The sequence below is a fragment of the Acidovorax sp. GW821-FHT10E03 genome (assembly GCF_059415205.1).
Window position 1 is genome coordinate 582,509 of the sequence record NZ_JBWKMU010000001.1, and the last position, 23,814, is coordinate 606,322.

21 protein-coding genes are annotated in these 23,814 nt (G+C 68.6%); 16 read left to right on the forward strand and 5 right to left on the reverse strand.

Translation table 11 applies throughout. The features are described from left to right. The first annotated feature begins 109 nt into the window (after positions 1 to 109). From AC07OD_RS02750 to leuD, 4 genes are read left to right on the forward strand one after another with little or no spacing between them, the layout of a single operon-like run. Positions 110 to 1,123 (forward strand): tripartite tricarboxylate transporter substrate binding protein, encoded by a 1,014-nt coding sequence (locus AC07OD_RS02750; RefSeq protein WP_494594975.1) that lies wholly within the window; start codon positions 110 to 112, stop codon positions 1,121 to 1,123. A 31-nt stretch (positions 1,124 to 1,154) separates the two neighbouring features. Further along, positions 1,155 to 2,054 carry an alpha/beta fold hydrolase gene (locus AC07OD_RS02755; protein WP_494594977.1) on the forward strand — a complete coding sequence of 300 codons (900 nt, stop codon included), beginning with the start codon at positions 1,155 to 1,157 and terminating at the stop codon, positions 2,052 to 2,054. Positions 2,055 to 2,101: 47 nt separating this feature from the next. Continuing rightward, on the forward strand, positions 2,102 to 3,520 hold the full coding sequence (gene leuC / locus AC07OD_RS02760; protein WP_494595130.1) for a 3-isopropylmalate dehydratase large subunit: 1,419 nt from the start codon (positions 2,102 to 2,104) through the stop codon (positions 3,518 to 3,520). Further along, positions 3,517 to 4,185 (forward strand): 3-isopropylmalate dehydratase small subunit, encoded by a 669-nt coding sequence (gene leuD / locus AC07OD_RS02765; RefSeq protein WP_492255159.1) that lies wholly within the window; start codon positions 3,517 to 3,519, stop codon positions 4,183 to 4,185. The genes leuC and leuD overlap by 4 nt, the downstream gene beginning before the upstream one ends. Before the next feature lie 29 nt (positions 4,186 to 4,214). Here the strand turns inward: leuD and AC07OD_RS02770 are convergent, their stop codons facing one another. After that, complete coding sequence (locus tag AC07OD_RS02770; protein ID WP_494594980.1) at positions 4,215 to 5,216, reverse strand: PhnD/SsuA/transferrin family substrate-binding protein; 1,002 nt, start codon at positions 5,214 to 5,216, stop codon at positions 4,215 to 4,217. Positions 5,217 to 5,575: 359 nt separating this feature from the next. Here AC07OD_RS02770 and AC07OD_RS02775 point away from each other — a divergent pair, with 359 nt between their 5' ends. From AC07OD_RS02775 to AC07OD_RS02795, 5 genes are all read left to right on the forward strand, one after another. Further along, positions 5,576 to 6,496 (forward strand): hypothetical protein, encoded by a 921-nt coding sequence (locus AC07OD_RS02775; protein ID WP_494594981.1) that lies wholly within the window; start codon positions 5,576 to 5,578, stop codon positions 6,494 to 6,496. A 20-nt stretch (positions 6,497 to 6,516) separates the two neighbouring features. Then, complete coding sequence (locus AC07OD_RS02780; RefSeq protein ID WP_494594983.1) at positions 6,517 to 6,996, forward strand: hypothetical protein; 480 nt, start codon at positions 6,517 to 6,519, stop codon at positions 6,994 to 6,996. Positions 6,997 to 7,150: 154 nt separating this feature from the next. Further along, complete coding sequence (locus AC07OD_RS02785; protein ID WP_218294315.1) at positions 7,151 to 8,389, forward strand: hypothetical protein; 1,239 nt, start codon at positions 7,151 to 7,153, stop codon at positions 8,387 to 8,389. After that, the gene (locus AC07OD_RS02790; RefSeq protein ID WP_494594986.1) at positions 8,371 to 10,593 is read left to right on the forward strand and encodes an AAA family ATPase; all 2,223 of its coding nucleotides are present in this window, start codon (positions 8,371 to 8,373) and stop codon (positions 10,591 to 10,593) included. The genes AC07OD_RS02785 and AC07OD_RS02790 overlap by 19 nt, the downstream gene beginning before the upstream one ends. Positions 10,594 to 10,678: 85 nt before the next feature. Continuing rightward, the gene (locus AC07OD_RS02795) at positions 10,679 to 11,071 is read left to right on the forward strand and encodes a VOC family protein (RefSeq protein ID WP_218294317.1); all 393 of its coding nucleotides are present in this window, start codon (positions 10,679 to 10,681) and stop codon (positions 11,069 to 11,071) included. An 88-nt stretch (positions 11,072 to 11,159) separates the two neighbouring features. Here AC07OD_RS02795 and AC07OD_RS02800 read toward each other — a convergent pair whose 3' ends face one another. Continuing rightward, positions 11,160 to 12,053 carry a LysR family transcriptional regulator gene (locus AC07OD_RS02800; protein WP_494594988.1) on the reverse strand — a complete coding sequence of 298 codons (894 nt, stop codon included), beginning with the start codon at positions 12,051 to 12,053 and terminating at the stop codon, positions 11,160 to 11,162. A 106-nt stretch (positions 12,054 to 12,159) separates the two neighbouring features. On the opposite strand from AC07OD_RS02800, the gene AC07OD_RS02805 reads away from it, so the two are divergent. The 4 genes from AC07OD_RS02805 (at position 12,160) to AC07OD_RS02820 (ending at position 17,559) form a co-directional block, all read left to right on the forward strand. Next, positions 12,160 to 13,536, forward strand: coding sequence for an acyclic terpene utilization AtuA family protein (locus AC07OD_RS02805; RefSeq protein WP_494594990.1), 1,377 nt, complete (start codon positions 12,160 to 12,162; stop codon positions 13,534 to 13,536). 14 nt (positions 13,537 to 13,550) lie between these two features. After that, the gene (locus AC07OD_RS02810; RefSeq protein ID WP_218294320.1) at positions 13,551 to 13,913 is read left to right on the forward strand and encodes an AtuA-related protein; all 363 of its coding nucleotides are present in this window, start codon (positions 13,551 to 13,553) and stop codon (positions 13,911 to 13,913) included. Between the two features lie 313 nt (positions 13,914 to 14,226). Further along, entirely contained in the window at positions 14,227 to 15,219 is a 993-nt protein-coding gene (locus tag AC07OD_RS02815; RefSeq protein WP_494594993.1) for a Bug family tripartite tricarboxylate transporter substrate binding protein, read from the forward strand. A gap of 207 nt (positions 15,220 to 15,426) precedes the next feature. After that, on the forward strand, positions 15,427 to 17,559 hold the full coding sequence (locus AC07OD_RS02820; protein ID WP_494594995.1) for an alpha/beta hydrolase domain-containing protein: 2,133 nt from the start codon (positions 15,427 to 15,429) through the stop codon (positions 17,557 to 17,559). A 441-nt stretch (positions 17,560 to 18,000) separates the two neighbouring features. Here AC07OD_RS02820 and AC07OD_RS02825 read toward each other — a convergent pair whose 3' ends face one another. After that, positions 18,001 to 18,894: a LysR family transcriptional regulator gene (locus AC07OD_RS02825; RefSeq protein WP_494594997.1), complete on the reverse strand. Its 894-nt coding sequence runs from the start codon at positions 18,892 to 18,894 to the stop codon at positions 18,001 to 18,003. 127 nt (positions 18,895 to 19,021) lie between these two features. On the opposite strand from AC07OD_RS02825, the gene AC07OD_RS02830 reads away from it, so the two are divergent. The 3 genes from AC07OD_RS02830 (at position 19,022) to AC07OD_RS02840 (ending at position 21,112) form a co-directional block, all read left to right on the forward strand. Continuing rightward, positions 19,022 to 19,888, forward strand: coding sequence for an MBL fold metallo-hydrolase (locus AC07OD_RS02830; protein WP_494594998.1), 867 nt, complete (start codon positions 19,022 to 19,024; stop codon positions 19,886 to 19,888). 264 nt (positions 19,889 to 20,152) lie between these two features. Further along, positions 20,153 to 20,458: a hypothetical protein gene (locus tag AC07OD_RS02835; protein ID WP_494595000.1), complete on the forward strand. Its 306-nt coding sequence runs from the start codon at positions 20,153 to 20,155 to the stop codon at positions 20,456 to 20,458. A 6-nt stretch (positions 20,459 to 20,464) separates the two neighbouring features. After that, positions 20,465 to 21,112, forward strand: coding sequence for a DsbA family protein (locus tag AC07OD_RS02840; protein WP_494595002.1), 648 nt, complete (start codon positions 20,465 to 20,467; stop codon positions 21,110 to 21,112). Positions 21,113 to 21,497: 385 nt separating this feature from the next. Here the strand turns inward: AC07OD_RS02840 and AC07OD_RS02845 are convergent, their stop codons facing one another. Further along, positions 21,498 to 22,646, reverse strand: coding sequence for a zinc-binding dehydrogenase (locus AC07OD_RS02845; RefSeq protein ID WP_494595004.1), 1,149 nt, complete (start codon positions 22,644 to 22,646; stop codon positions 21,498 to 21,500). Positions 22,647 to 22,820: 174 nt separating this feature from the next. Then, on the reverse strand, positions 22,821 to 23,687 hold the full coding sequence (locus AC07OD_RS02850; protein ID WP_492255165.1) for a LysR family transcriptional regulator: 867 nt from the start codon (positions 23,685 to 23,687) through the stop codon (positions 22,821 to 22,823). Between the last annotated feature and the right edge of the window lie 127 nt (positions 23,688 to 23,814).

The following is a 23,814-nucleotide window of genomic DNA, read 5'->3' on the forward strand; positions in this document are numbered from 1 at the left end:
TACCTCATTCGTGCTTTGAATTTATGAATGAAATGATTTTGACGGTATTTATGGCGTTGAACATCACTCATAAGATCCAGCCACAACAAATACCCGCAGGAGACAACCCATGACCGATTCCACCGCCTCGACACCGTCCCTGTTTCCCCGCCGGCTGGCTGTGGCGGCAACGGCCGCCGCCACGCTGGCACTGCTGTCGCCCGCTGCGGCCCTGGCCCAGCCAGCGGCTTATCCCAACAAGGCCATCAAGCTCGTGGTCCCCTATGCGCCGGGCGGCAGCGCCGACATCGCCGCGCGGCTCATCACCGATGAATGGGGCAAGGCCTTGGGCGGCTCGCTGTTCATCGAGAACAAGGGCGGCGCGGGCGGCAACATCGGCGTGGACATGGTGGCCAAGTCCGCACCGGACGGCTACACCATCGGCCTGCAGACCGTGTCCCTGGCCATCAACCCCAGCCTGACGGCCAAGATGCCCTACGACACCCTGAAGGACCTGGCGCCCATCGGCATGGTGGCCAGTTCGCAGCATGTGCTGGTGGTCAACAACGCCTTGCCCGCCAAGAACATCAAGGAACTGGTGGCGCTTCTCAAGGCGCAGCCGGGCAAGTACTCGTATGGCTCGGCCGGCGCGGGCAGCACCTTCCACATGTCGGCCGAGTTGTTCAAGGCCGTGGCGGGCACGCCCATCGTGCACATACCCTACCGCGGCGGCGGCCCGGCCATGATCGACACCATGTCGGGCCAGGTGGCGCTGAGCTTTCCGGTGCTGTCGGCCGCGCAGCCGCACGTGCAGGCGGGCAAGCTCAGGGCGCTGGGCGTCACCGGTACCAAGCGCTCGGCGCTCATGCCCGACGTGCCCACCATTGCCGAGGCGGGCCTGCCTGGCTACGCGTTTGAAACCTGGTTCATCGTGTTCGCGCCGGCCGGCACGCCCAAGCCGGTCGTCGACAAACTCAACACCACCCTGAACCAGGCGCTCAACACCCCGGCGCTCAAGGAGCGCATGGCCAAGGACGGTTTCGACCCCATTCCATCGACGCCCGAGCAGGCCCGCGCACGGATCGAAAAAGAGATGCCGCAGTGGGCCAAATTGATCAGGGAGCGGGGCATCACCGCCGAATAGGCACCGCCGCAATTTCAACGACACCATGACCATGACGACCCCGCTTTTCCCCGGCTTCACCCCCCACCGTGTGCCCACGCCCGACGGCCAGCACATCCACGCGCTGGTGGGCGGCACGGGCCCGGCCCTGCTGCTGCTGCACGGCCACCCGCAGACCTCGGCCATCTGGCACAAGGTGGCGCCGGTGCTGGCCCGGCACTTCACGCTGGTGCTGGCGGATTTGCGGGGCTATGGCGATTCCGCAAAACCTGCTGGGGATGCCGAGCATGCCCTCTACAGCAAGCGCACCATGGCCGCCGACATGCTGGCCGTGATGCAGCACCTGGGCCACCCACGCTTCACCGTGCTGGCCCACGACCGGGGCGCCCGCGTGGCGCACCGCCTGGCGGCCGACCACCCGGCCGCCGTGTTGCGCATGGTGCTGCTGGACATCGCCCCCACGCTGGCCATGTACGAACAGACCAGCAACGCCTTTGCGCGTGCCTACTGGCACTGGTTCTTTTTGATCCAGCCCGCGCCGCTGCCCGAGCGCCTGATCGAGGCCGACCCCGCCGCCTATGTGCGCGACGTGATGGGCCGGCGCAGCGCCGGCCTGGCGCCGTTCGACCCGCGGGCCCTGGCCGAGTACGTGCGCTGCCTGGCACTGCCCGGCACGGCCCATGGCATCTGCGAGGACTACCGCGCCGCTGCCGGCATCGACCTGGTGCACGACCGCGCCGATCGCGACGCGGGCCGCCAGCTGGCCATGCCGCTGCTGGCCCTGTGGGGCGCGCAGGGCGTGGTGCACCAGTGCTTCGAGCCGCTAAAGGAGTGGCAGCGCGTGGCGGCCGATGTGCGCGGCCATGCGCTGCCCTGCGGCCACTACATCGCCGAAGAGGCCCCCGATGCGCTGCTCGACGCGGCGCTGCCTTTCCTGCTGGCCGGACGATAGTCCGCACGCGCATCCGCAGACCCACACCCACACTCACCACGATGACCATGACCACCCCCACCACGCTCTACCAGAAGCTGGTCGCATCGCACACCGTGGCCGTTCTCGATGAACAGAACGTGCTGCTCTTTTGCGACCTGCACCTGATGAACGAATACACCAGCCCCCAGGCCTTCGCCGGCCTGCACGAGGCCGGGCGCGGCGTGCCCGTGCCGGGGCAGAACGTGGCGGTGGTGAGCCACATCATCCCCACGCACCCGGTGCGCTGGCGCACCATCCAGGACCCGCCCTCGGCCCTGCAGGCCAGCAACCTCAAGGCCAACTGCGACCGCCACGGCATCCCGCTGTTCGACACCAACGACCCGCTGCAGGGCATCGAGCACGTGATCGCGCCCGAGCACGGCATGGTGCGCCCGGGCATGGTCATCATCTGCGGCGACAGCCACACCACCACGTACGGCGCGCTGGGCGCGCTGGGTTTCGGCATCGGCACGTCCGAAGTGGAGCACGTGCTGGCCACCCAGACCCTGGTCTACCGCCTCGCCAAGGACATGCGCATCCGCGTGGACGGCTCGCTGCCCAGGGGCACCACGGCCAAGGACCTGATCCTCATGGTCATCAGCCGCATCGGCGCGCAGGGCGCACGGGGCTATGTGGTGGAGTTCTGCGGCAGCGCCATCAGCGCGCTGTCGGTGGAGGCGCGCTTCACGCTGTGCAACATGGCGGTGGAGGCGGGCGCGCGCGGCGCGCTGATCGCCCCGGACGCCACCGCCATAGCCTATGTACTGGCCAAGGCCCCCGACATCGCCGGTGACATGCGCGCGCAAGCCCTGGCCCACTGGGCCACGCTGGGCAGCGACGCGGGCGCCGTGTTCGACGTGGAGCATGTGTTCGACGCCAGCGCCGTGGCCCCCTTCGTCACCTGGGGCACCAGCCCCGACCAGGCCATGGCCATCCACGCCACCGTGCCCCGGCCCGAGGACATCACCGACGCCGTGCAGCGCAGCAGCGCCGAGCAGGCCCTGCGCTACACGGCCCTGGCGGCAGGGCAGCCGCTGGCGGGCGTGCCGGTGCAGCATGTGTTCATCGGCTCGTGCACCAATGCGCGCATCGAGGACCTGCGCGAGGTGGACCGCATCGTCGGCAGTCGCCACGTGGCCAGTGGCGTGCGCGCCATGGTCGTGCCCGGCTCGGGCGCCGTGAAGGCCCAGGCCGAGGCCGAGGGCATCGCCGCGCGCCTGATGGCCGCCGGCTTCGAATGGCGCCAGCCCGGCTGCTCCATGTGCCTGGCCATGAACGACGACGTGCTGGCCCCCGGCCAGCGCTGCGCCTCCACCACCAACCGCAATTTCGAGGGCCGCCAGGGCCGTGGCGCCATCACCCACCTGATGAGCCCGGCCATGGCCGCCGCCGCCGCCGTCACGGGCTGCATCACCGACGTAAGAACCCTGGAGGTGACCGCATGAGCGCCGACCACAACCACAGCACCGTGCGCGGCCAGGCGGCCCTGCTCGACATCGCCAACCTCGACACCGACCAGATCATGCCCAAGCAGTTCCTGCGCGGCATCGACAAGTCGGGCCTGGCGCCGGGCCTGCTGTACGACCTGCGCTTTGACGGCGCCGGGCAGCCGCGCGAAGACTTCGTGCTCAACCAGCCGGCGTTTGCCGGCACCGATGTGCTGCTGGCCGGCAGCAACTACGGCTGCGGCTCCAGCCGCGAGCATGCCGTGTGGGGCATGCAGCAGTACGGCTTCCAGGCCGTGGTGGCGTCGAGCTTTGGCGAGATTTTCTACTCCAACGCCATGAACAACCGCCTGCTGCTGGCCATGGTGACCGAGGCCGATGCCCAGGCCTTCATGCGCGAGGCCCGTGCCACTACCGGTCCCTTGGCCATGGAGATCGACGTGGAACAGCGCCAGGTGCGCACGGCAGGGCACAGCGCGCCGTTCACCATCTCCGAGCGGCACCGGCGCATGTTCCTCGACGGGCTGGATGTGATCGGCGCGTCGCTCACCTACGGGGATCAGATCGATGCGTTCGCCCAGCGCCACTGGGCCGCCCAACCCTGGGTGAAGGATGTCGCGCGGCGCACGCGCGAGCGGCTTGGGGCCGCCTCCGCGCAGGCCTGAACCGCCAGCGCCTTGGCGCTGCGGGGCACCTACTTGGCGGCGGGCTTGCCGGCCTGCGCCGCCTTCGCGGTCTTGTTGTAGACCTCCATCACCGTGGCGAAGTCGCGCTCGAAGTTGATGGGCAAGAAGGTGTCGTTGCCCGGCAGCAGCTGGCGCAGCTTGGGCGAGAAGCTGTAGCTGTACGAGCATTTCTTCACGCGCGCCTGCACCTCGGGCGACACGTCCTTGCCCAGGGTCCAGGTTTCGGTCATGAACGGCGGGCTTTCCCACAGCGTGCGGATGCTCGAACCCTTCACATCGCCCTTGACCACCATGCGCTGGTACAGGTCGCTGGCCACGGCGGCGGCGGGGTAGAAGCCGTGCATCACACCCGTCACCGAGCGCTCGTGGCCGTTGGAGAACACCACCTCGTAGTTCTGGTCCGGCACCAGGCCAATGGCCGGGAACAGCGCGCGCGGCGCCAGGTTGCCGGAGTTGGATGTGGGCGTGGTGTGCGCGATCTTCTTGCCCACTAGGTCCTGCGGCTTGGTGAACGGGCTGTCCACGCGCGCAATCAGGATCAGCTTGTACGAGTTGCGCTGCCCGCTGGCCTTGTTGCCCGGCACGCCAAACGGCGCGGGCTGGCCGGCGGCCACTAGCTGCGGCACCAGGCCGGGGTTCACCTGGGCCAGCTGGGCCTTGCCGGCGACCAGGCTGTCGATGAGGTCCTTCTCCCCCAGCACGTCGATGTTGGTGCTGCGTTCCAGCGACTCGCCCTGCAGGTTCTGCAGGTCGATGTTGCCGCAGCGCGCCAGATGATTGAAGTAGTCGCCCCACAGCAGCATGGTTTCGCTCTTGGCGTAGGTCTTGGGCATGGCCACCACCAGCTTCTCGCGCGTCCCGCTGAAGGCGGGGTATGGGGCCGTGGCTGCGGCGCGGACAGCGGCGGCGCGGGCCTGGGGTGTGGCGGCGGTGTCCGTCTGGGCGGCAACGGGGCCGAGCGTGAAGGTGGCGCAGAGCAAAAGCGCGCCAGAGCGTGCGTGAGAACGCATGGTGAATCTCCCTCAGGGTTTTGTGATGGTGGTGGCCCGCAGGCCAACTTGGCGGGGCCACGCACGGGTTGCGGGCCTGCCGGTGGCGTGCCGCGCGGCGCTGCCCGGCCTCGCGGCGGGCTGGCCGTCGAGTATGCATGAAGCACCCGCGCGCCAAGGCAAGCGGCGGGTGCTGGAACCGTGGAGGCGCGTGGCGCCCACCGCATCCGTCCAACGGCCGTGCCGCTGAAGGACGGTGGTTGACATGGCGTCAAGTGCCAGGGCCCGGGCGATGGACAACGCCGAGAGGGACGGTGCCCGCGAAGCCGGTAACAATTCGTGTACTTCCACCGCGAACCCACTCTCCCTACCGCCGCACCATGTCGCAAAACGCACACACCCTGCACCTGTTCTTCGAAGACGCGATCAAGCTCAAGACCGGCCAGCTGGTCTACCAGTACCTGGCCGCCGGCAATACCGAACAGGCGCAGCGCTGGGCCCAGAAACTGGGGGGCGCGGATCTGGCGGCGCTGTGGGACGAACAGTGGTTCAACCAGGAGGTCCTGGCCCAACGCACCCACCTGCTGCTGCGCTTTGACACCGGCACGCACGACGACCTTCCCTTGCGGGCGCTCGAAACACTGTTTGCCCACGGCCTGCAGTCGGCGGTGCTGGAGGTGTTCTACGACCAGGTGGGCGAAACCGAGCGCATGCACTTCGACAAGGGCCAGTGGATCTCGCGCAGGGCGTTCTTCGAGGCCAACCCGCAGTGGCGCGCGGTGGTGGAGCCCGTGGACGAACCCGTGGCTGCCGGTCAGGCTGGCGAAGGGCCCGACGAGGAAGATGCCCACGCCCACTCCAAGGACCCGGGCAAGCCGGTGTCAGTGTCCAAGCTGCGCAAGCAGGAGGCCGAGCGCAGGAAGAAGGGCGAGGAAGCCGCGCAGGCCTTCATCGACATGGCCAAGGAAATGCACAAGACCGGCACCTCTCCTGTTCAGGGACTGATCGCGGTGCTGCTGCTGCGCGCCGGCTTCAAGGGGCTGCTGCAGGCCATCGCGTTCACGGTGGTCACCGTGCTGCTGTTCAAGGGCCTGTGGCTCTGGCTGGGGCTGGGCCTGGTGCTGGCCATCGTGCTGCCGCTGTACTACATGCTGAGCGAGTACAAGGACCTCCACGGGGATGGCGACGAGGACGGCGACCCGGACAAAGACGCCGACGACGACAGCGAAGATGGCGGCGAGAGCGAGGGCCGTGGTAGCGAAGCGCCGCAGGGCGGCAACGCCGGCAAGTCCAGCCACTGAATCCGAGGGAGACACACAAAATGCTGACACAGATCGAATGGTGGGGCGGGCTGATCTTCGTGCTGGGCGCGATCACCTACAAGCTCGTGATGGGCGCGCTGGAAAAGAAGGACGATGGCATCCATTGGTACCGGCTTCAGATGCACGCCTTCTTCCTGCTGCCCGCCGTGGTGCTGGCCGTGTATTTCTATCCGCTGGACAGCCCGTGGCTGCGGTACGGCTACCTGGGCGTGCTGGGTGTCTCGCTGCTGGTGGTGCTGGTGATGCTGGTGCAGGAGATCACGGGCGACGCACCCGGGGACGATGCGGAGAAGGCCGCCACGCTCGACACAGTCAAGGGGGAGGGGGGAGAGGAAAAGAAAAAGCAAACCGAAAACGAGGAGGATGAAACCGGCTGGCTGACGGCGGTGCTGGGGGCCCTGGTGCTCTACAGCCCGGTGCTCGCGGCTTGTGGCCTGGGTTGCTACAAGGCCTGGCCCCTGGTGCAGGCGCTCTGGTAGCGCGGCCTGCGCGGGCAACGCCGGAAGGTGCCGGGTGCTGGACGGCACCGGCACGCATCACAATCCGTGCCAGCCAGCCACCGACTTCTTTTCGTTTGTGTTCTTTCCAAAGCCCTCTCACCGCGCGGCGCGCAGAGTGCCCACCCCCACAGCCATGGCCCACGATTCCTTTCCGGAGCTTCTCTCGCTCTACATGCGGCGCATTCGCGCCAGCGCCTCCGGCGTGGCCACCGAGATCGGCCTGAGCCGCGAGGCCGTGAACAACTGGCGCAACGGCCTGTCGGCGCCCAACCCCCGCTCGCGAGAAAAACTGGTGGCCTGCACCCGCTACCTGCGCCTGACGGAAACCGAGGCCAACCGCCTGCTCAGCGCCGCCGGCTTCGAGCCCGAGTTTCCGCTGCAGGCCGAGTCGGCGGGCGCGGCGCAGCCCTTCGCTGCCTTCCAGGACCGGCTGTTTGCCCAGCTGGCGCAGGCCGTGCCGTATCCCATCTCGCTGCTGCTGTCGCCCGCCCACTGGGGCCAGCCGCCGTTCAGGCAAGAGCTGCTGCAGCGCGCCAAGGCGCAGTACGGCGAAGGCGCGGTGCTGCACATCCAGCCGCCCTACAGCGTGAGCACCGTGCCGGCCGAGTACTTCGCCGCCATTGGCCGCCAGTGCGGGCTCGGCGATGTGGCGTCCGACTACGAATTCGAATCCGCGCTGGAGCGCCGCCTGCTGGCGGGCGAGCGCCTGTTCTGCCTGGTCAGCCGTTTCGAGCAGGGCACCCCCGAACTGCGCGAAACCCTGGCGGGCATCCTGCGCAGCCTGAGCGAGATGCACAGCGGACGGCTGCACCTGCTGCTGTGCGGCGGCGAGGCGCTGGCCGACCTCAAATACCGCAGCGGCGACCTGTCGCTGCTCAACATCGCGCAGGTCAACCACTGGCCCGATCCGTCGCTGGAAGACCTCACCCAGCTGGCGCGCCACCGCTGGCCCGAGCAGGCCTGGCCCCAGCCGGTGCTGGCGGCCCTGCAGGAGATCAGCGGTGGACACCCCGCGCTGTTCGAGGAAGGCCTGCAGTGGCTGGTGGACCAGGGAGCGGGCGGCGGCCTGCAGGGCGCGCAGGCAGACCGCGCCGCGCTGCGCACCCACCTGGCCAGCAGCCCGCGCCTGTGGCAGACCCTGCTGCCCCTCGCGCAGGCACCGGCCACCCGGCAACGGCTGGCGCAGCTGCTGCAGGCCGATGAGCTGGGCCGCGCGCGCCCCTACCTGCAGGACGACGAGCTGCGCCGCCTGTTCTGGGGCAACCTCATCCATGTGCGCGGCACGGGCGAGGCCGCGCGGCTGCACTGGCGCAGCCCCACCATCCGCGACGCGGGCCTCATGGTGCTGGACTCGTGTTCGTCGGCCGCATGAGCCCGCTGCTGTCCAGGTCCGTGGTCCGCGCGGTGGTGATCGCGGCCATCACGCTGTTCGTGGGCAGCGCGCTGCTCACGCCCAAGCTCAACCCGGCCACGCGCGGCTCCGTGCTGGGGGCCGAGAACGCGGGCATCGTCTGGGGCGAGCTGGTGCAGTGGCGCGTGGCGATGATGCAGGCGCACAACGAGCTGGACGCCTGGCCCGAGGACATCCGCACACATGCGCCGCGCATCGGCAACCCGCAGCTGCGCGTCACGTCGCCCCGGCCCTACGTGCTGCAGGCCGACATCGCCCACAACCCCGAACTGGGCAAGCTCGCGGGCACCCAGGTGGTGGTGGAGCTCAAGCCCGGCACGACCACCTGGAGCTGCCGCCCCGGGCGCCCGCCCATTCCCCTGGGCTATCTGCCCATCAACTGCCTGGAGGGGCAGGCCGACGACTTCACGCCCGTGCCGCCGTCGGAGCGCGACCCGTTCGAAGGCCTGCGCAAGCTCATCTACTGGTGCGCTGCCATCTTCGCCGTGGGCGCGGTGGTCTGGGTCGCGCGCCACCCCCTGCTCGGGCCTTCGCAGCTGCAGCCCGCACGCCTTCGCCGCACCCCGCTCGCGCGGCTGCCCCGTCTGGACCGGCTGCTGGGCTGGACGGGGCGGCGGGAGTCCACGCTGCTCGCGGCCGACATCCGCCCGGTGGACTGGCGCCGCGCGGTGCTGTGCGCGCAGCCCGGCGCGGCAGAGGGTGCGGGGGGCCTCGCGCGCGCGATGGCCGAGCGGGTTTCCGCCCGCAGCCAGCCCAGCACCGACTGGGCGCTGCCGGGGCTGGTGTTCGAGTGGCAGTTCCCGCCGGACCTGCCCGTGTCGCTGGACCGCTGCCTGGTCTTCGTGCCCACGCCCGGCGTGGACGAGGCCGCCGTGCTGCGCCAGCTGCGCGTCGCGCAGACCGGCAGCGACGTGCTGCTGATCCTGAGCGGGCACAGCGTGGACGCGCCGATGCCCCTGCTGCAGGCCCATGCCGATGACCGCGCCAACCTGCACGTGATGGTGGACAGCGCCAGCCAGACCGAATGGCTGGTGGGCGGCGAGGCCCTGCAGGTGCTGCTGCGCCTGCTGGCCGCGCAGCTGCGCATCACCCGCATCTCGCCGTACCAGACGCGCGGTGGCGTGACGCGGGAGGGCTCCTTCTTCGGCCGCGCCCAGCTGCTGGCCCGCGTGGTCAACCGCGAACCCGCCAACTACCTGGTGGTGGGCGGGCGCCAGCTGGGCAAGAGCAGCCTGCTCAAGGCCGTGCAGCGCCGCCTGCAGGGCCACCCGCACACCGTGTGCCACTACGTCTCGCTGCGCGACCACCGCCTGGCGCCGCGCATGGCGCTGCAGTTCGGCCTGCCGGCCGACACGCCGCTCGAAGCCATCGTGGACCACCTGCAGGCGCAGTACGCGGGCAAGCGCCTGTATTTGCTGATCGACGAAGCCGACCTCTTTTTCCGCGACGAGTCGAACAGCGGCTACGCCCAGTTGTCCACGCTGCGCGCGCTCAGCGAGGAGGGGCGCTGCTGGTTCATGCTGGCGGGCTTCTGGGACCTGTACGCCACCGCCGTGCTCGACTACCAAAGCCCCCTGCGCAACTTTGGCGAGGTGCTGGCCATCGGCGGGCTGGAGCGCGCCGCCTGCCGCGAGCTGGCCACCGAGCCGCTGCGCCGCCTGCGCCTGGGTTTTGGCAGCGACACGCTGGTGGAAAAGCTCGTGGACGCCAGCGGCCAGCGCGCCAACCTCGTGGCCATCCTGTGCCAGGAATGCCTGGAGGCCCTGCAACCCGGCGAGCGCGCCATCGAGGCGCGCCACCTCGCGCAGGCCCTTGCCTCGCAGCCCGTGCAGGACGCGCTGGCCGGCTGGGGGCGCCTGAGCCAGGACGAGGCCGCCTGCCGCCTGGACCGCGTGGTGGTCTACCACACGGCCCAGGCCGGGCAGACCAGCCTGGTGGCCCTGGCCCAGCTGCTGCAAGGCCACGGCATCACGGCCGACGCGCAGGCGCTGCGCCAGTCGCTGGCACGCCTGCAGCTGGCCTATGTGCTGCGCAAGCAGGATGCCGCGTACCGCTTTGCCATCCCGCTGCTGAAAGACCAGTTCGAGCCCACGGAGGTGGAGCTGTTGCTGCGCCAGGAGCTGGCCGTGCTGGCGCGTGGCGAGGCGAACGCGGGGGGAACATAGGCCCATGCCCTGCCAGAAAGTCTCCATCAGGCAGAAAATGCGGATACAGCGGCCTGTGCGCCGCATTTCCGCGGAGGTATATCCCGTGCCCATCCACCTCGATCACCTGATGGTCCCCGCGCGCGACAGGATCGCGGCCGCCCGGCTGCTGGCCGACCTGCTGGGCGTGCCCTGGTCCGACACCGGCGTGGGGCCGTTTGCGCCCGTGTTCGTGAACGATGGCTTCACCATCGATTTCGACGAATGGCCCGAGCCCATACCGCCCATCCACTACTGCTTTCGCGTGGGTGATGCAGAGTTCGATGCCATCCTCGCACGCATTCAGGCTGGGGGCATTCCGTACCGCAGCGCCGTGCACGGCCCCGTGGACGGGCAGGTGGACACGGCCCACGGCGGCCGCATCGTCTACTGGAACGAGCCTGATGGGCACCAGTGGGAGATGCTGACCTTGAGCTATGCGCGTGCTGCGGCGGCTTGAGGCATCTATTTTCAAGGCAAATTGGCCACCAGCTATTAAGGGATAAGCGCTGATAGCTATCAAATTAATAGTAATTGCCGCCTCTGATTCAAGGCCGCTGCGCCATCACCAGCGCATACAGCGCCTGCGCCGCCACCGACAGGCTCTCGTCGCGCCGCCGCACCAGGTAGATCTGCCGTGTCAGCCCGGGCAGCGACAACGGCCGCGTGACCAGCCCCGGCTGCTCGAAGTGGAACAGCGTGAGCGCCGGCACCACGCTGATGCCCAGCCCCGCGCGCACCATGCCCATCACGGTGGCCAGTTGCTCCACCTCCATCAGCGTGTGCATGGCCTGCGGGTGCAGGGCCGCCTCCAGGTACTGGCGCACGCTGCTGGTGCGCGCCAGGTGGATGAAGGGCCAGGCGGCCAGGTCCTGCGCGGTGATGGCCTTGCGCCTGCGCGCCAGCGGGTGGTCGGCGGGGCACACCAGGTAGAAGTCATCGCTGCAGAACGGCTCGGCCTGCAGCGCGGGGGTGTCGGCGCGGATGGCGGCCAGTGCAAAGTCGGCATGGCCGCTGGCCACGCGCTCGATGCAGGGTTCGGACAGTACGTCGGCAATGTCGATCTCGATGCCCGGGTGCGCCGCGCGGTACTGCGCCAGCACGCCCGGCAGCCAACCCGCGGCCAGTGATGGCAGCAGCGCCACGGCCACGCGCCCGCGCTGCAGCGTGGCCGTGTCGCGCACGGCGGCCAGGGCGCTGGTGATTTCGGCGCGGATGCGGCGGGCCGACTCCAGGAAGTTCTGCCCCTCGGGCGTGAGGTCCACATGCCGTGTGCTGCGGTCGAACAGGCGCAGGCCCAGGTCGTCCTCCAGTGCGCGGATGAGGGCGCTGAACGCGGGCTGCGACAAGTGGCACAACGTGGCGGCGCGGGTGAAGCTGCGCTGCTCGGCCAGCGCAAGGAAGGCGTCTAACTGGCGGCTGGAGAGGTGAGGGGCGCTCATGGTGGGGCTGAATGATTCATCTGCATATCAGATGGATTCATCAGAACAATCGATTTCACAGAATACAGCCATGTTCCTACATTCATGGTCAGGAGACAACGGATTCATGCCGAACGACCAAAAAACCAAACTGCTGGTGGGCTGCGCCGCCGGCTTCTCGGGTGACCGCACCGACGCGGCCTTGCCCGTGGTGCAGGCGCTCATCGCCAGCGGCCAGCCTGCGGTGCTCATCTTCGAGACCCTGGCCGAGCGCACACTGGCCCTGGCGCAGCTCGCGCGCCGCACAGACCCTGATGCGGGTTATGAACCCCTGCTGGTGGACCTGCTGCGCCCCGTGCTGGCGCAGTGCCTGGCGCACGGCGTGCGCATCGTCAGCAACTTTGGCGCCGCCAACCCGCACGGCGCCGCGCGCCGCATCCACGCCCTGGCGGCCGAGCTGGGCCTGGCCTCCCCGCGCATTGCCGTACTGCAGGGCGACGACCTGAGCGGACCCGAGCACCGCGCGCTGCTGCAAGGCGCCTTGGGTGACGCCATGCCCACGGAGCCCATCGTCAGCGCCAACGCCTACATCGGCGCACAGGCCATTGCCGATGCCCTGCGCGCCGGGGCCGACATTGTGGTTTGCGGCCGCGTGGCCGACCCGTCGCTCGTGCTGGGCCCGGCGTTGGCGCACTACGGCTGGGCCCCGGACGACTGGGACCGCCTGGCCCGCGCCACCATGGCCGGGCACCTGCTCGAATGCGGCGCGCAGGTCACGGGCGGCTACTTTGCCGACCCTGGCTACAAGGACGTGCCGGGCCTGGCGCAACTGGGCTACCCCATCGCCGAGATCGACGCCGACGGCCACTGCACCATCACCAAGCCGCCCGGCACCGGCGGGCGCATCGACGAGCGCACCGTCAAGGAGCAACTGCTGTACGAGCTGCACGACCCTGCGGCGTATCTCACGCCCGACGTGGTGGCCGATATCACCCAGGCCCGCGTGCAGGCCGTGGGCACCGACGCCGTGCGGCTGGAAGGCGTGCAGGGCCATGCCCGGCCCGCCACGCTCAAGGTCAACGTGTGCTTTGAATCCGGCTGGTTTGCCGAGGGGGAAATCTCCTACGCCGGCCCGCGCGCCGAAGCCCGCGCGCGCCTGGCGGGCGAGGTGCTGCGCGAGCGATTGAGCGGCCTGGGCCCGCTGCGCATCGACCTGATCGGCGTGACCAGCATCTTCGGCGACGACACCAGCCGGTGGCTGGATGCGCCCGCCAGCGACAGCGGCGACGGCCGGGACGACGTGCTTGATGTGCGCCTGCGCGTGGCCCTGCAGCACCGCGACCACGCCAGCGCCCAGCGCCTGGTGCGCGAGGTGACCGCGCTTTACACCTGCGGGCCTGCGGGCGGTGGTGGCGTGCGCACTGCCATGCGCCCGCGCCTGGGCACGGTGTCGTGCCTGGTGCCGCGCGACGCGGTGGCCGTGCGTTTTGAGATGGTGGATTGAGGAGTACCCACACCATGACAACCACCATCACCGTTCCGCTTTATCGAGTTGCTCATAGCCGCACCGGCGACAAGGGCAACCGCTCCAACATCAGCGTCATCGCCTGGCACCCCGCGCTGTGGGCCGTGCTGGTCGATCAGGTCACCGAAGCGGCGGTAGCGCAGCAATTCGCGCAGCGCCGCCCACGCCAGGTCACGCGTTACCTGCTGCCCCAGTTGCAGGCCATGAACATCGTTCTGGACGACGTGCTCGACGGTGGCGTGAACGACGCGCTCAACCTCGACAGCCACGGCAAGGCGCTGAGCTACCTGCTGCTCGATATGCCCGTCACCGTGCCCGCGCACCTCGCGCCGCACTTTGGCGGTCCCACGGCCTAGGGCCTGTTCACACTATTTTTGCCAGATGCGTTGCGAAGCAAACAGGCCAGGCGCTAGGCGCCAAACGAAGCTGGGGTGCGGCCCCAGCGAGGATTGGCAACACAGCGGATGGCCTGTTTGCTTCGCAACCCGAAGGGAAGGCAACCCCAGCCACGCCACTCGTCGTTGCGTTCCTAGCCAAGGCCCCGGCCTTGGCGTCGTCACGCGCCTAGATTGGCGTGGCTGGGGCTGCCTTCGCAATGGCAAAAATAGTGTGAACAGGCCCTAGACCTCCCCTTTCGCTTTTCCATCCATACCAACCCCAGGAGACAACATGACCCATTCATCCCCCCGCCGCGCTCTGCTCGCCACTGCCGCCGTAATGGCGCTGTGCGCATTGCACGCCCCTGCTGCGCTGGCCCAGGCGGCCGGTGCCTACCCCGCCAAGCCCATCACCTTCGTCGTGCCGTTCGCGGCCGGCAGCGCCACCGACCAGCTGGCGCGCGCGCTGGGGCAGTCCATCACCACCGACACCAAGCAGGCCGTGGTCATCGACAACAAGGCCGGTGCCAGCGGCATGATCGCGGCGTCGGCCGTGGCCAAGTCCGCGGCCGACGGCTACAGCGTGCTCATCACCACCAACACCACGCATGCGGCCAACGAGCATCTGTACAAGAAGCTCTCGTACGACCCGGTGAAGGACTTTGTGCCGGTGACCGGCCTGGGCAAGGGCGGGCAGGTGCTGGTGGTCAACGCCACCGCGCCGTACAAGAACGTGGGCGAGCTGCTGGCCTTTGCCAAGAAGAACCCCGGCAAGCTCAGTTTTGGCAGCGGCAGCTCGTCGAGCCGCATGGCCGGCGAGATGCTCAAGCAATTGGCCAGCGTGGATATCCTGCACGTGCCCTACAAGAGCAACCCGCTGGCCATCACCGACCTGCTGGGCGGGCAGATCGACCTGATGATCACCGACACCTCCACCGGCGTGCCCCAGGTCAAGGCGGGCAAGTTGCGTGCCCTGGGCTACTCCACCCAAAAGCGCAGCGCCCAACTGCCCGACGTGCCCACGCTGGACGAAGCCGGCGTGAAGGGCTACGACATGGGCTACTGGTTTGCGGCCTACGTGCCGGCCGGCACCCCCGCACCGGTGGTGGCGCGCCTGAACGAGCTGCTCACGGCGGCCACCAAGAGCGCTGCGGCCAAGAGCTTCTACGACAACGCGGGCTCCGAGGCATGGACGACCACGCCCGATGAACTCGCCAAGTTCCAGGCCGCCGAAACCCAGAAGTGGGGCAAGGTGATCAAGGCCGCCGGGATCGAGGCCGAGTAAGCCAGCAGGCCACCCAAGCCAGCCCACAAGCCGCAGCCCCGCACCGGGCCGCGGCTTTTTCCAAACCCGTTTCCCGTTCCGCCAGTCCGCCCGCCGTCCCCGGCAGGCGCGGGCGGAGCCTTGCCGCGCGCAGCGCACCAGACGCTGCCGTTTTTCTCTCAGAGCCGCTAGAGCGGCCACCACCCACCATCCATCCCAGGAGACACCATGCAACCCCTTCGTGCATTCGGAAAACTCGCCCTCACGGCCGCCGCCGCGGCAGCCCTGGCCGCTTGTGGCGGCAGCGGCAGCAGCAATGGCGACGACGCCCGCAAAGGCCCGGCCCTCAAGCTCCAGATCACCGCCACCGAGGCCTTCCCGGGCAGCTATGGCGACGTGGGCGAGTACGAGCGCCTCACAGGCACCATCAGCGGCGAGGTCGACCCCAAGGACCCCAAGAACGCCACCATCCAGGACCTGGCGCTTGCACCCACCAACGCCAACGGCATGGTCGAGTACCAGGCCGACTTCGTCATGCTCAAACCGAAGAACATGGCCAAGGCCAGCGGCGTGCTGCGCTACGACGCACCCAACCGCGGCAACATCCTCACGATGCTCAACCCCACGGCCACGCCCAGCGACGCGGTGTACCTGGAGCGCGGCTACGTGATGCTGTACTCCGCCTGGCAGGGCGACGTGCCCAAGACCACCCCGGCGCGCCTCACGGTGACCGTGCCCGTGGCGAAGAACAAGGACGGCAGCAGCATCACCGGCCCCTACCGTGCCGAGCTGGTGCCCACTGTGGCCAGCGCATCAATGACGCTGCCCGGCGGCGTCTTCAACGGCACCATGATCCCGTACGAGCCCGCTAGCCTGGACAACACCCAGCCCGGCTACTCGCTCACCCGCCGCGCCAACGAAACGGATGCACGCGTGCCGGTGCCCGCAGCCGACTGGAAGTTCGCCACCTGCGATGCGGGCACCAATGCCTTCCCCGGCACCGCCAGCCCCACCAGCGTGTGCCTCAAAGGCGGGTTCGACCCGGCCTACCTGTACGAGCTGGTCTACGTCGCCAAGGACCCCAAGGTCATGGGCGTGGGCCTGGCCGCGCTGCGCGACACGGTGAGCTTCTTTCGCAGCAAGGCGGCCGACTCGTCGGGCACGCCCAACCCGCTGGCGGGCCGCATCCAGTACACGCTGGGGCAGGGCACCTCGCAGTCGGGCAACGCGATGAAGACGTTCCTGCACCTGGGCTTCAACCAGGCGCTCGACGGCGGCAAGGTGTTCGACGGCATGTTCGCCCACGTGGCCGCGCGCCAGACCCACATCAACACCCGCTTTGCCGTGCCCGGCGGCGGCGGGGGCCTGCGCACCGACCACACGGCCTTCGGCCAGACGGCGCCGCGCGGGCTGGACAAGGACTACAACGACGACATCAGCGGCCGCCAGGGCGGCGTGATGAAACGCTGCGCCGCCACCAGCACCTGCCCCAAGTTCTTTCTGGGCCTGTCGGGCACCGAGTTCTGGCAACTGCAGGGCTCGCCCGTGCTGACCGATGCCCGCGGCACCAAGGACCTGGCCCAGCCCGACAACGCGCGCATTTATTACTACGCCAGCACCCAGCACGGCGGGGCAGGGGGCACGGCCAGCATCGCGTACGCGCCCACGCGCGCTACCTACCCCACGGGCACGGTGGTGCACTTCAACGACACCTTCCGCGCGCTGTTCCTGAACCTGGAAGACTGGGTGGTGCGCGGCACGCTGCCGCCCGCCAGCCAGGTGCCACGCATCGACAACGGCACGCTGGTGCGGCCCGAGGCGCTGGCCTTTCCGGTCATGAAGGGGCTGACCTGGGCGGTGGGCGGCGTGCAGACGGCCATCCCTGAGTTCAGCTACCGGGGCCTGTACAACAACTTCCCGCTGTTCGACTTTGGCCCGCAGTACATCCCGCAGGACGAATCGGGCATCGCCACCATCCTGCCCCCGCGCAACCTGGGCCGCGACTACGCGATCATGGTGCCGCAGGTCGATGCGTCCACCGGCCTCACCCGCGCCGGCATCCGCAGCGTGGAAGCGCGCGCGCCTCTGGGCACCAGCATCGAGTTCAACTACGTCGCCACGCCCGGCATCACCGACCTGGCCAACCTCACCGGCAGCTTCATCCCCTTCCACAAGACGCGCGCCGCACGGCTGGCGGCGGGCGATGCGCGGCCGTCGCTGGAAGAGCTGTACGGCACGCAAGACGGCTACGTGGCGGCCGTGACCGAGGCCGCCAACGCACTGGTGGCGCAGCGCCTGCTGCTGCAGCGCGACGCGGACCTGCAGATTGCGCGGGCCAAGGCGGCGGCGGTGTTGCCGTGAGGTGACTGGGTATTTGGGGTGGGGCTGAGGTTTTGGTGCCGTTGTGCTTCTTGGCGGTGGCCCCCCTCTCCCCAACCCCTCTCCCGCAAGGGGCGAGGGGCTAAGGTCCGCGCGGGCGCATGGCGTTAGGGGCTTAAGCAGACGGCGCCACATGCAGGGCGGGTCGCAGTCCCCTTCGCCGACGCTCCTGCATTCACACCCTCTCCCCTCGCGGGAGAGGGCGGGGGAGAGGGGGTGGTGGATCAAGCATTCATGCATCCTTGCCCACAGCTCCCTCTCCCCAACCCCTCTCCCGCAAGGGGCGAGGGGCCAGGGCGCCGGGGTGCTGTTGATCGCCTTTCCAACATCAAGCAAAAAACAGCCTCTACCGCTGGATCAGAAAGCGCTACCAGCTATCAAAAAGATAGCGTTTCACTCATCCGCCACGCCTACCCGCGCCAACTACCAAGGCACCCCTTCAAACCGCTGCACCAAAAAATCCAGCAGCGCCCGCACTGCCGGCGACAAATGCCGGCGTGACGGGTACAGCGCGTAGATCGTCATCACCGGCAAATCCCACGCGGGCAGCACGGCCTGCAGCTCGCCACTGCGCAGCAACGGGTTGGCCAGGTACGTCGGCTGCATCGCAATGCCGCCCCCGGCCAACGCCGCGCGCATCAGCGTGGTGGCCTCGTTGGCGCTGAAGTGGCCCGACACGCCCACGCGCTCGGTCTCTGCGTCCCGGGTCAGCGTCCACACGCTCTTGCCAAAGTTGGCATAGCTCAGGCAGCGGTGCTGCGCCAGATCGGCCGGCACCTGGGGCGTGCCGTGCGTGGTCAGGTAGGCGGGTGATGCCACCAGCACCGAGTCACACCGCGCCAGCGGCCGGCCGATGAGCAGCGGGTCGGGCTCGGCGCTGATGCGGATGGCCAGGTCGATGCGGCGCTCCACCAGGTTCAGCGACCCCTCGCTCGCGTCCAGGTCGATCTTGAGCTGCGGGTGTTGCGCCAGAAAGTCCGCAATCGCCGCGCCCATCTGCGCGAACGCGAACGACACGCTGCAGGTCAGCCGCAACTGGCCGCGCAGCTCGCCCTCGGTGGTGCTGGCGGTTTCTTCCTCCAGGTCTTGCGACAGCGCCAGCATCTGCTGGCAGCGGCGCAGGCAGTGCTCGCCGGCATCCGTCAGCGTCACGCTGCGGGTGGTGCGCTGCAGCAGCCGCGCCTGCAGCCACTGCTCCATCTCGCCCACATAGCGCGTGACCATGGCGCGCGACATCTCCAGCCGCTCGGCGGTGGCGCTGAAGCTGCCGCTGGTGGCCACTTCCACAAACACCCGCATGGCGGTCAGGCGGTCCATATTTGCTCTATTGGTGCAACAAATATGCGCATTTTATGGGGTTTATTGGATCGATTGGCGCAAATAAACTTCGCTTCGACATCAACGCCAACCCTGACAACCCCTTCAACTTTCTGGAGAAACCACCATGTTCCGCACCACCCTCATCGCCGCCACCCTCGCCGTCGCCTTCACCGGTGCCCAGGCTGCCCAGCCCCTGCAAGTCAAGGTCTACAACGCCGACGGCAACAGCTTCAACGTCAACTCCACCGTGGTCTACGGCGAGAAGGAAGCCATGGTCATCGACGCCGGCTTCACCCGTGCCGACGCACTGCGCATTGCCGCCAACGTGCTCGACACCGGCAAGGAACTCAAAACCATCTACGTGAGCCAGGCCGACCCCGACTACTACTTCGGCGTGGAAACGCTCAAGGAAATCTTCCCCAAGGCCGACGTGGTGACCACCCCCGCCGTGCTGGAGAAGATCAACGCCAAGCTGGCGACCAAGCTCTCGTTCTGGGGCCCCAAGATGGGCGCCAACGCACCGCGCACGCCCGTGCTGCCCAAAGCCATCAGCGGCAACACGCTGAGCGTGGACGGCCAGGTGGTCGAGATCCGCGGCACCACCGGCGTGCTGGCGCACCGCCCGTATGCGTGGATCCCGTCCATCAAGGCCATCGTCGGCAACATCGCGGTGTCGGGCACCAACACCCACGTGTGGACGGCCGATACGCAAACCGTGGCCGAGCGCAGCGCCTGGGTGGCCCAGCTCGACGAGATGGCCGCACTGCAGCCCGCCGTCGTCGTGCCCGGCCACATGCCTGCCGGCGGCACGCTCGATGCTGCCAACATCACCTACACCAAGGGCTACCTGCAAGCGTTCGAGAAGAATGCCGCCGCCACCAAGACCAGCGCAGAACTCATCGACGCGATGAAGAAGGCCTACCCCGCAGCGCCCATGGGCCTGTCGCTGGACATCGGCGCCAAGGTCAACAAGGGCGAGATGAAGTGGTAAATCGCTGAATTCTGGAAAGGCCGGCGACGAACCTGCGTTCCATCCATCGCTTCCGTTGGCGCTGGTACCGCCGTTCAGGCTCCCACAACCGTACGGGCTCTCACGACCGTTCGGCTCCCACACCCGTTCGGGCTGAGCTTGTCGAAGGGCTCAGCGTGAACGGGTGGTGGGAGCTGGAGCGCAGATAGACATACACGCGGATAGCGACAAGACTTCGCGCTGCAGCATCAACGCCCGCCATCCGTTTTTCACAAGGAGTCCACCATGTCCACGCACCCACTCCAGCAAGTCCTGCAGCACCTGCACGCCGGACGCTGGAACGCGGCGCACGACCTGGTGCAGCACGACGGCTCCATGCTCGCGGCCTGGCTGCACGGCATCTTGCATGTGCAGGAAGGCGACCTCGAGGACGCCGAAAACTGGTACGACCGCGCCGGCCGCCACTTCCGCAGCCGGGGCACGCTGGTAGAAGAGCTCGCACTTTTCGAAGCCGCACTTGCTGCATCAGCACCCCCTGCCGCATCCCCCACCGCATCCCCCTCAGCATCCCCTGATCCTGAAAGCCCCTGACCCACCATGTCCTCCATCTCCGTCACCTATCTGTTTGACCCCCTGTGCGGCTGGTGCTACGCCGCCGCGCCTGCGCTGAAGCACCTGCAGGGCGTGGATGGCATCCATGTCTCGCTGGCGCCCACCGGCCTGTTTGCAGGCGCAGGCGCGCGGCCCATGGATGCGGAATTTGCCGCCTATGCGTGGAGTAACGACCAGCGCATCCAGCAGCTCACGGGCCAGCCCTTCACGCAGGCCTACCGCGACCAGATTCTGGGTGCGCCGTCTGGCCGCTTCGACTCAGGCCCTGCCACGCTGGCGCTGACCGCCGTGGCCCACACCGCGCCCGAGCGCGAGTTGGAGGCCCTGCATGCGCTGCAGCATGCCCGCTATGTGGACGGGCGCGACACTGCAGAGCCTGCCGTGCTGGCCGATGTGCTCAATGCCCTGGGCCTGGTCGACGCCGCGGCGCTCACGCTGGCGCCCGATGCAGCCCTGCGCACGCTGCTGGCTGAACGTGTGGCCTACGCCCAGTCCACACTGCGCGCCGTGGGTGCACGGGGTGTGCCGCAACTGGTGGTGACAGGGCAGGGCGGCGCGCTGCGGCTGTTGGGGGGCGATGCGCTGCTGGGGCCGCGCGAGCAGTTGGTGGCGCTGGTGCGGGCGGCGGCCTGACGGACAGCCACTCGCGGTCAACGAAAAAACAATCACCGTTCACGCGCAGCTCGCCGAAGCGCGGTGAAAGGCTTCGACAGACTCAGCCCGAACGGTTTTTGAGGGGCTCAGCCCGAACGGTGTGGGGCGAGTGAAGATGTAACCCCCAAAATCCGTTCACGCTGAGCCCTTCGGCAGGCTCAGGACAGGCTTGTCGAAGCGCCGCGCAAGGCTTCGACAGGCTCAGCCCGAACGGGTTTTTGAGGGGCTCAGCCCGAACGGTGTGGGGTGAGTGAAGATGTAGCCACAACTACCCGTTCACGCTGAGCCCTTTGACAGACTCAGGACAGGCTCGTCGAAGCACGGCACAACGCTCCGACAGACTGTGACCTGCACCGACCCCCGCTCACTCCATCGACGGATCGATCAACACCTTCGCACCCGTATTCCGCGCACCATAAAACGCGATCGCATCGGCGCTCACAGCCCCGGCCAGCGACACCGTGCGCGCGTAGTGGCTGGCAAACGTGGTCTTCAACTCCGCCGCCACGCGCGCGCGCAGCGCCTGTGCTGCGGCATCACCGATCTTGGCCAGGAACGGAAACAGCAGCCACCCGCCAATGCCCCAGGCCATGCCGAATGTGCGGTGAATCTCGGTCGGCCGCGTGTCCAGGTGGCCGTACAAATACACCTGCTTGTGCACCGCCGATCCATACCGGCTGTACTCCTGCGCCTTGCGGTTGATGGCCGCTTCCATGCACTGCAGGATCTGCCCGGCCAGCGTGCCGCCGCCGGTGGCGTCGAACGCGATGGTCGCGCCCGTGGCCACCAGCGCCTCCGTCAGGTCGGCCACGAAAGTGGGCGCGCTGGTGTCGCACACATACTGCGCGCCGATGCCGCGCAGCAGTGCTGCCTGCTCGGGCTTGCGCACGATGTTGACCAGGCCGATGCCGTCCTTCTGGCAGATCTTGTTCAGCATCTGGCCCAGGTTGCTGGCCGCGGCGGTGTGCACCAGCGCGGTGTGGCCTTCGCGCTTCATGGCCTCCACCATGCTCAGCGCGGTCAGCGGGTTGACGAAGCACGATGCGCCCTCGGCCGCCGTGGTGCCTTCGGGCAGCGGCAGGCACTGCGCCGCCGGCATGGCGCGGTACTGCGCGTACATGGCGCCGCCAATGACGGCCACCGTGCGGCCCAGCAGTGCCTGCGCTGCGGGCGACGCGCCCGCAGCCACCACCAGGCCCGCGCCCTCGTTGCCCACGGGCATGCTCTGGCCCAGGCGCGCGGCCATGCCGGGCATGGCGCGCTCGGGGATGCGGGCCGTGGCCACCGGGCGCTCGGCCGTGCCGGTGACCTGCACCGTGGACAAATCGGCCGGGCCCAGCAGCAGGCCGATGTCCGACGGGTTGATGGGCGTGGCCTGCACCTGGATCAGCACCTCGTCGGGCCCCGGCGTGGGCACGGGCGTGGGCTCCAGGCTGATCTGCAAGGTGCCGTCGGGCTGGACGAGCGAGCGCAGTTGCAGTGCGGTGGTGGGAATGTCGGTGGTGGTAGTCATGCTTGGCTTTCGGTAGGAAGAAGGGCGCGCCGTTGGTTCAATTGCGCGCCTCGGTGCCAAACATTAGAACTGGATTGCGCCGCAGCCACGGTCGCGCAAGTGCCTTGCGGCGGCAGGGTTGCTCTGGGTACCGCCGTGCAGTCCGGCACGCAGGCCGCGTCCCTCCACGCGCCGTCAACCCCCCAGCGTGCGCACCATCTGCTCGTACATCGCATCCACCGCCGGCGAGCGCAGCGACACCTTGCTGCGCAGCACCGCCACGTCCATCGAATCGAGCGGCGGCAGGTCGAACTCCGCCGGCAGGTCCTGCAGTATCTGCAGATGCGCGGGCACGCTGCAGCGCGTGAGCACCGCCACGGCCAGGCCGCTTTCCACGGCGGCCAGCTGCCCCGCCAGGCTGGAGCTGTGGTACACGATGCGGTGCGCCCGCCGCCGCGCGGCCAGGGCCTTCATCGTCGCCATGCGGGCCAGGCTGGCCGATTCATACACCGCAATCGGCAAGGGGTCGCGCCGCCACACTTCCAGCTGCGGCGAGCCCACCCACACCAGCGGCTCGTGGAACAAGAAGCGCCCGCGCTGCGGCTTGTCGCGCGAGACCAGGGCCAGGTCCAGCTCGCCCCGCCCCAGGCGCGGGATCAGCGAGGTGGACTGCTCGCACGTCAGCTCGATCTCCACCCCGTGGTAGCGGTGCGCAAAGCTGCGCAGCACCGGCGTGAGGTAGGTCGATGCATAGTCGTCGGGCACCCCCAGCCGCACCCGCCCGGCCAGCTGGGGGCCGAACAGCGCCGTGTGCGCCTCGGCCTGCAGGTCGAGCACGCGGCGCGCGTACGACAGCAGCTCGGCCCCGGCGGGGGTCACCTCCAGGTGGCGCGGCCCGCGCAGCAGCACCGGGCGGCCCAGCGCGGCCTCCAGCTTCTTGATCTGCATGCTGACCGCCGACTGCGACCGGTGCACCAGCGGCGCCGCGCCCGAGAGCGAGCCTGCATCGACCACCGCCACGAAGGCGCGCAGCCAGTCGATCTGGAAATCCGGGTGGTTCATGGGGCGTGTCCTTGTGGGTGGGGCATGCCGCCAAGCCAGACCATGGCTTTGCGGTAATTCGTTTATCGAATGGTAGCTCTTCGAACTATGCGCTTTACACCAAAGCGGCAATCTTCGAGCATCGACC

Coding starts and splice junctions, on each gene's coding strand:
- AC07OD_RS02750 (WP_494594975.1), top strand. CDS start 110: ATGACCGATTCCACCGCCTCGACACCGTCCCTGTTTCCCCGCCGGCTG.
- AC07OD_RS02755 (WP_494594977.1), top strand. CDS start 1,155: ATGACGACCCCGCTTTTCCCCGGCTTCACCCCCCACCGTGTGCCCACG.
- leuC (WP_494595130.1), top strand. CDS start 2,102: ATGACCACCCCCACCACGCTCTACCAGAAGCTGGTCGCATCGCACACC.
- leuD (WP_492255159.1), top strand. CDS start 3,517: ATGAGCGCCGACCACAACCACAGCACCGTGCGCGGCCAGGCGGCCCTG.
- AC07OD_RS02770 (WP_494594980.1), bottom strand. CDS start 5,216: ATGCGTTCTCACGCACGCTCTGGCGCGCTTTTGCTCTGCGCCACCTTC.
- AC07OD_RS02775 (WP_494594981.1), top strand. CDS start 5,576: ATGTCGCAAAACGCACACACCCTGCACCTGTTCTTCGAAGACGCGATC.
- AC07OD_RS02780 (WP_494594983.1), top strand. CDS start 6,517: ATGCTGACACAGATCGAATGGTGGGGCGGGCTGATCTTCGTGCTGGGC.
- AC07OD_RS02785 (WP_218294315.1), top strand. CDS start 7,151: ATGGCCCACGATTCCTTTCCGGAGCTTCTCTCGCTCTACATGCGGCGC.
- AC07OD_RS02800 (WP_494594988.1), bottom strand. CDS start 12,053: ATGAGCGCCCCTCACCTCTCCAGCCGCCAGTTAGACGCCTTCCTTGCG.
- AC07OD_RS02805 (WP_494594990.1), top strand. CDS start 12,160: ATGCCGAACGACCAAAAAACCAAACTGCTGGTGGGCTGCGCCGCCGGC.
- AC07OD_RS02810 (WP_218294320.1), top strand. CDS start 13,551: ATGACAACCACCATCACCGTTCCGCTTTATCGAGTTGCTCATAGCCGC.
- AC07OD_RS02815 (WP_494594993.1), top strand. CDS start 14,227: ATGACCCATTCATCCCCCCGCCGCGCTCTGCTCGCCACTGCCGCCGTA.
- AC07OD_RS02820 (WP_494594995.1), top strand. CDS start 15,427: ATGCAACCCCTTCGTGCATTCGGAAAACTCGCCCTCACGGCCGCCGCC.
- AC07OD_RS02825 (WP_494594997.1), bottom strand. CDS start 18,894: ATGGACCGCCTGACCGCCATGCGGGTGTTTGTGGAAGTGGCCACCAGC.
- AC07OD_RS02830 (WP_494594998.1), top strand. CDS start 19,022: ATGTTCCGCACCACCCTCATCGCCGCCACCCTCGCCGTCGCCTTCACC.
- AC07OD_RS02835 (WP_494595000.1), top strand. CDS start 20,153: ATGTCCACGCACCCACTCCAGCAAGTCCTGCAGCACCTGCACGCCGGA.
- AC07OD_RS02840 (WP_494595002.1), top strand. CDS start 20,465: ATGTCCTCCATCTCCGTCACCTATCTGTTTGACCCCCTGTGCGGCTGG.
- AC07OD_RS02845 (WP_494595004.1), bottom strand. CDS start 22,646: ATGACTACCACCACCGACATTCCCACCACCGCACTGCAACTGCGCTCG.
- AC07OD_RS02850 (WP_492255165.1), bottom strand. CDS start 23,687: ATGAACCACCCGGATTTCCAGATCGACTGGCTGCGCGCCTTCGTGGCG.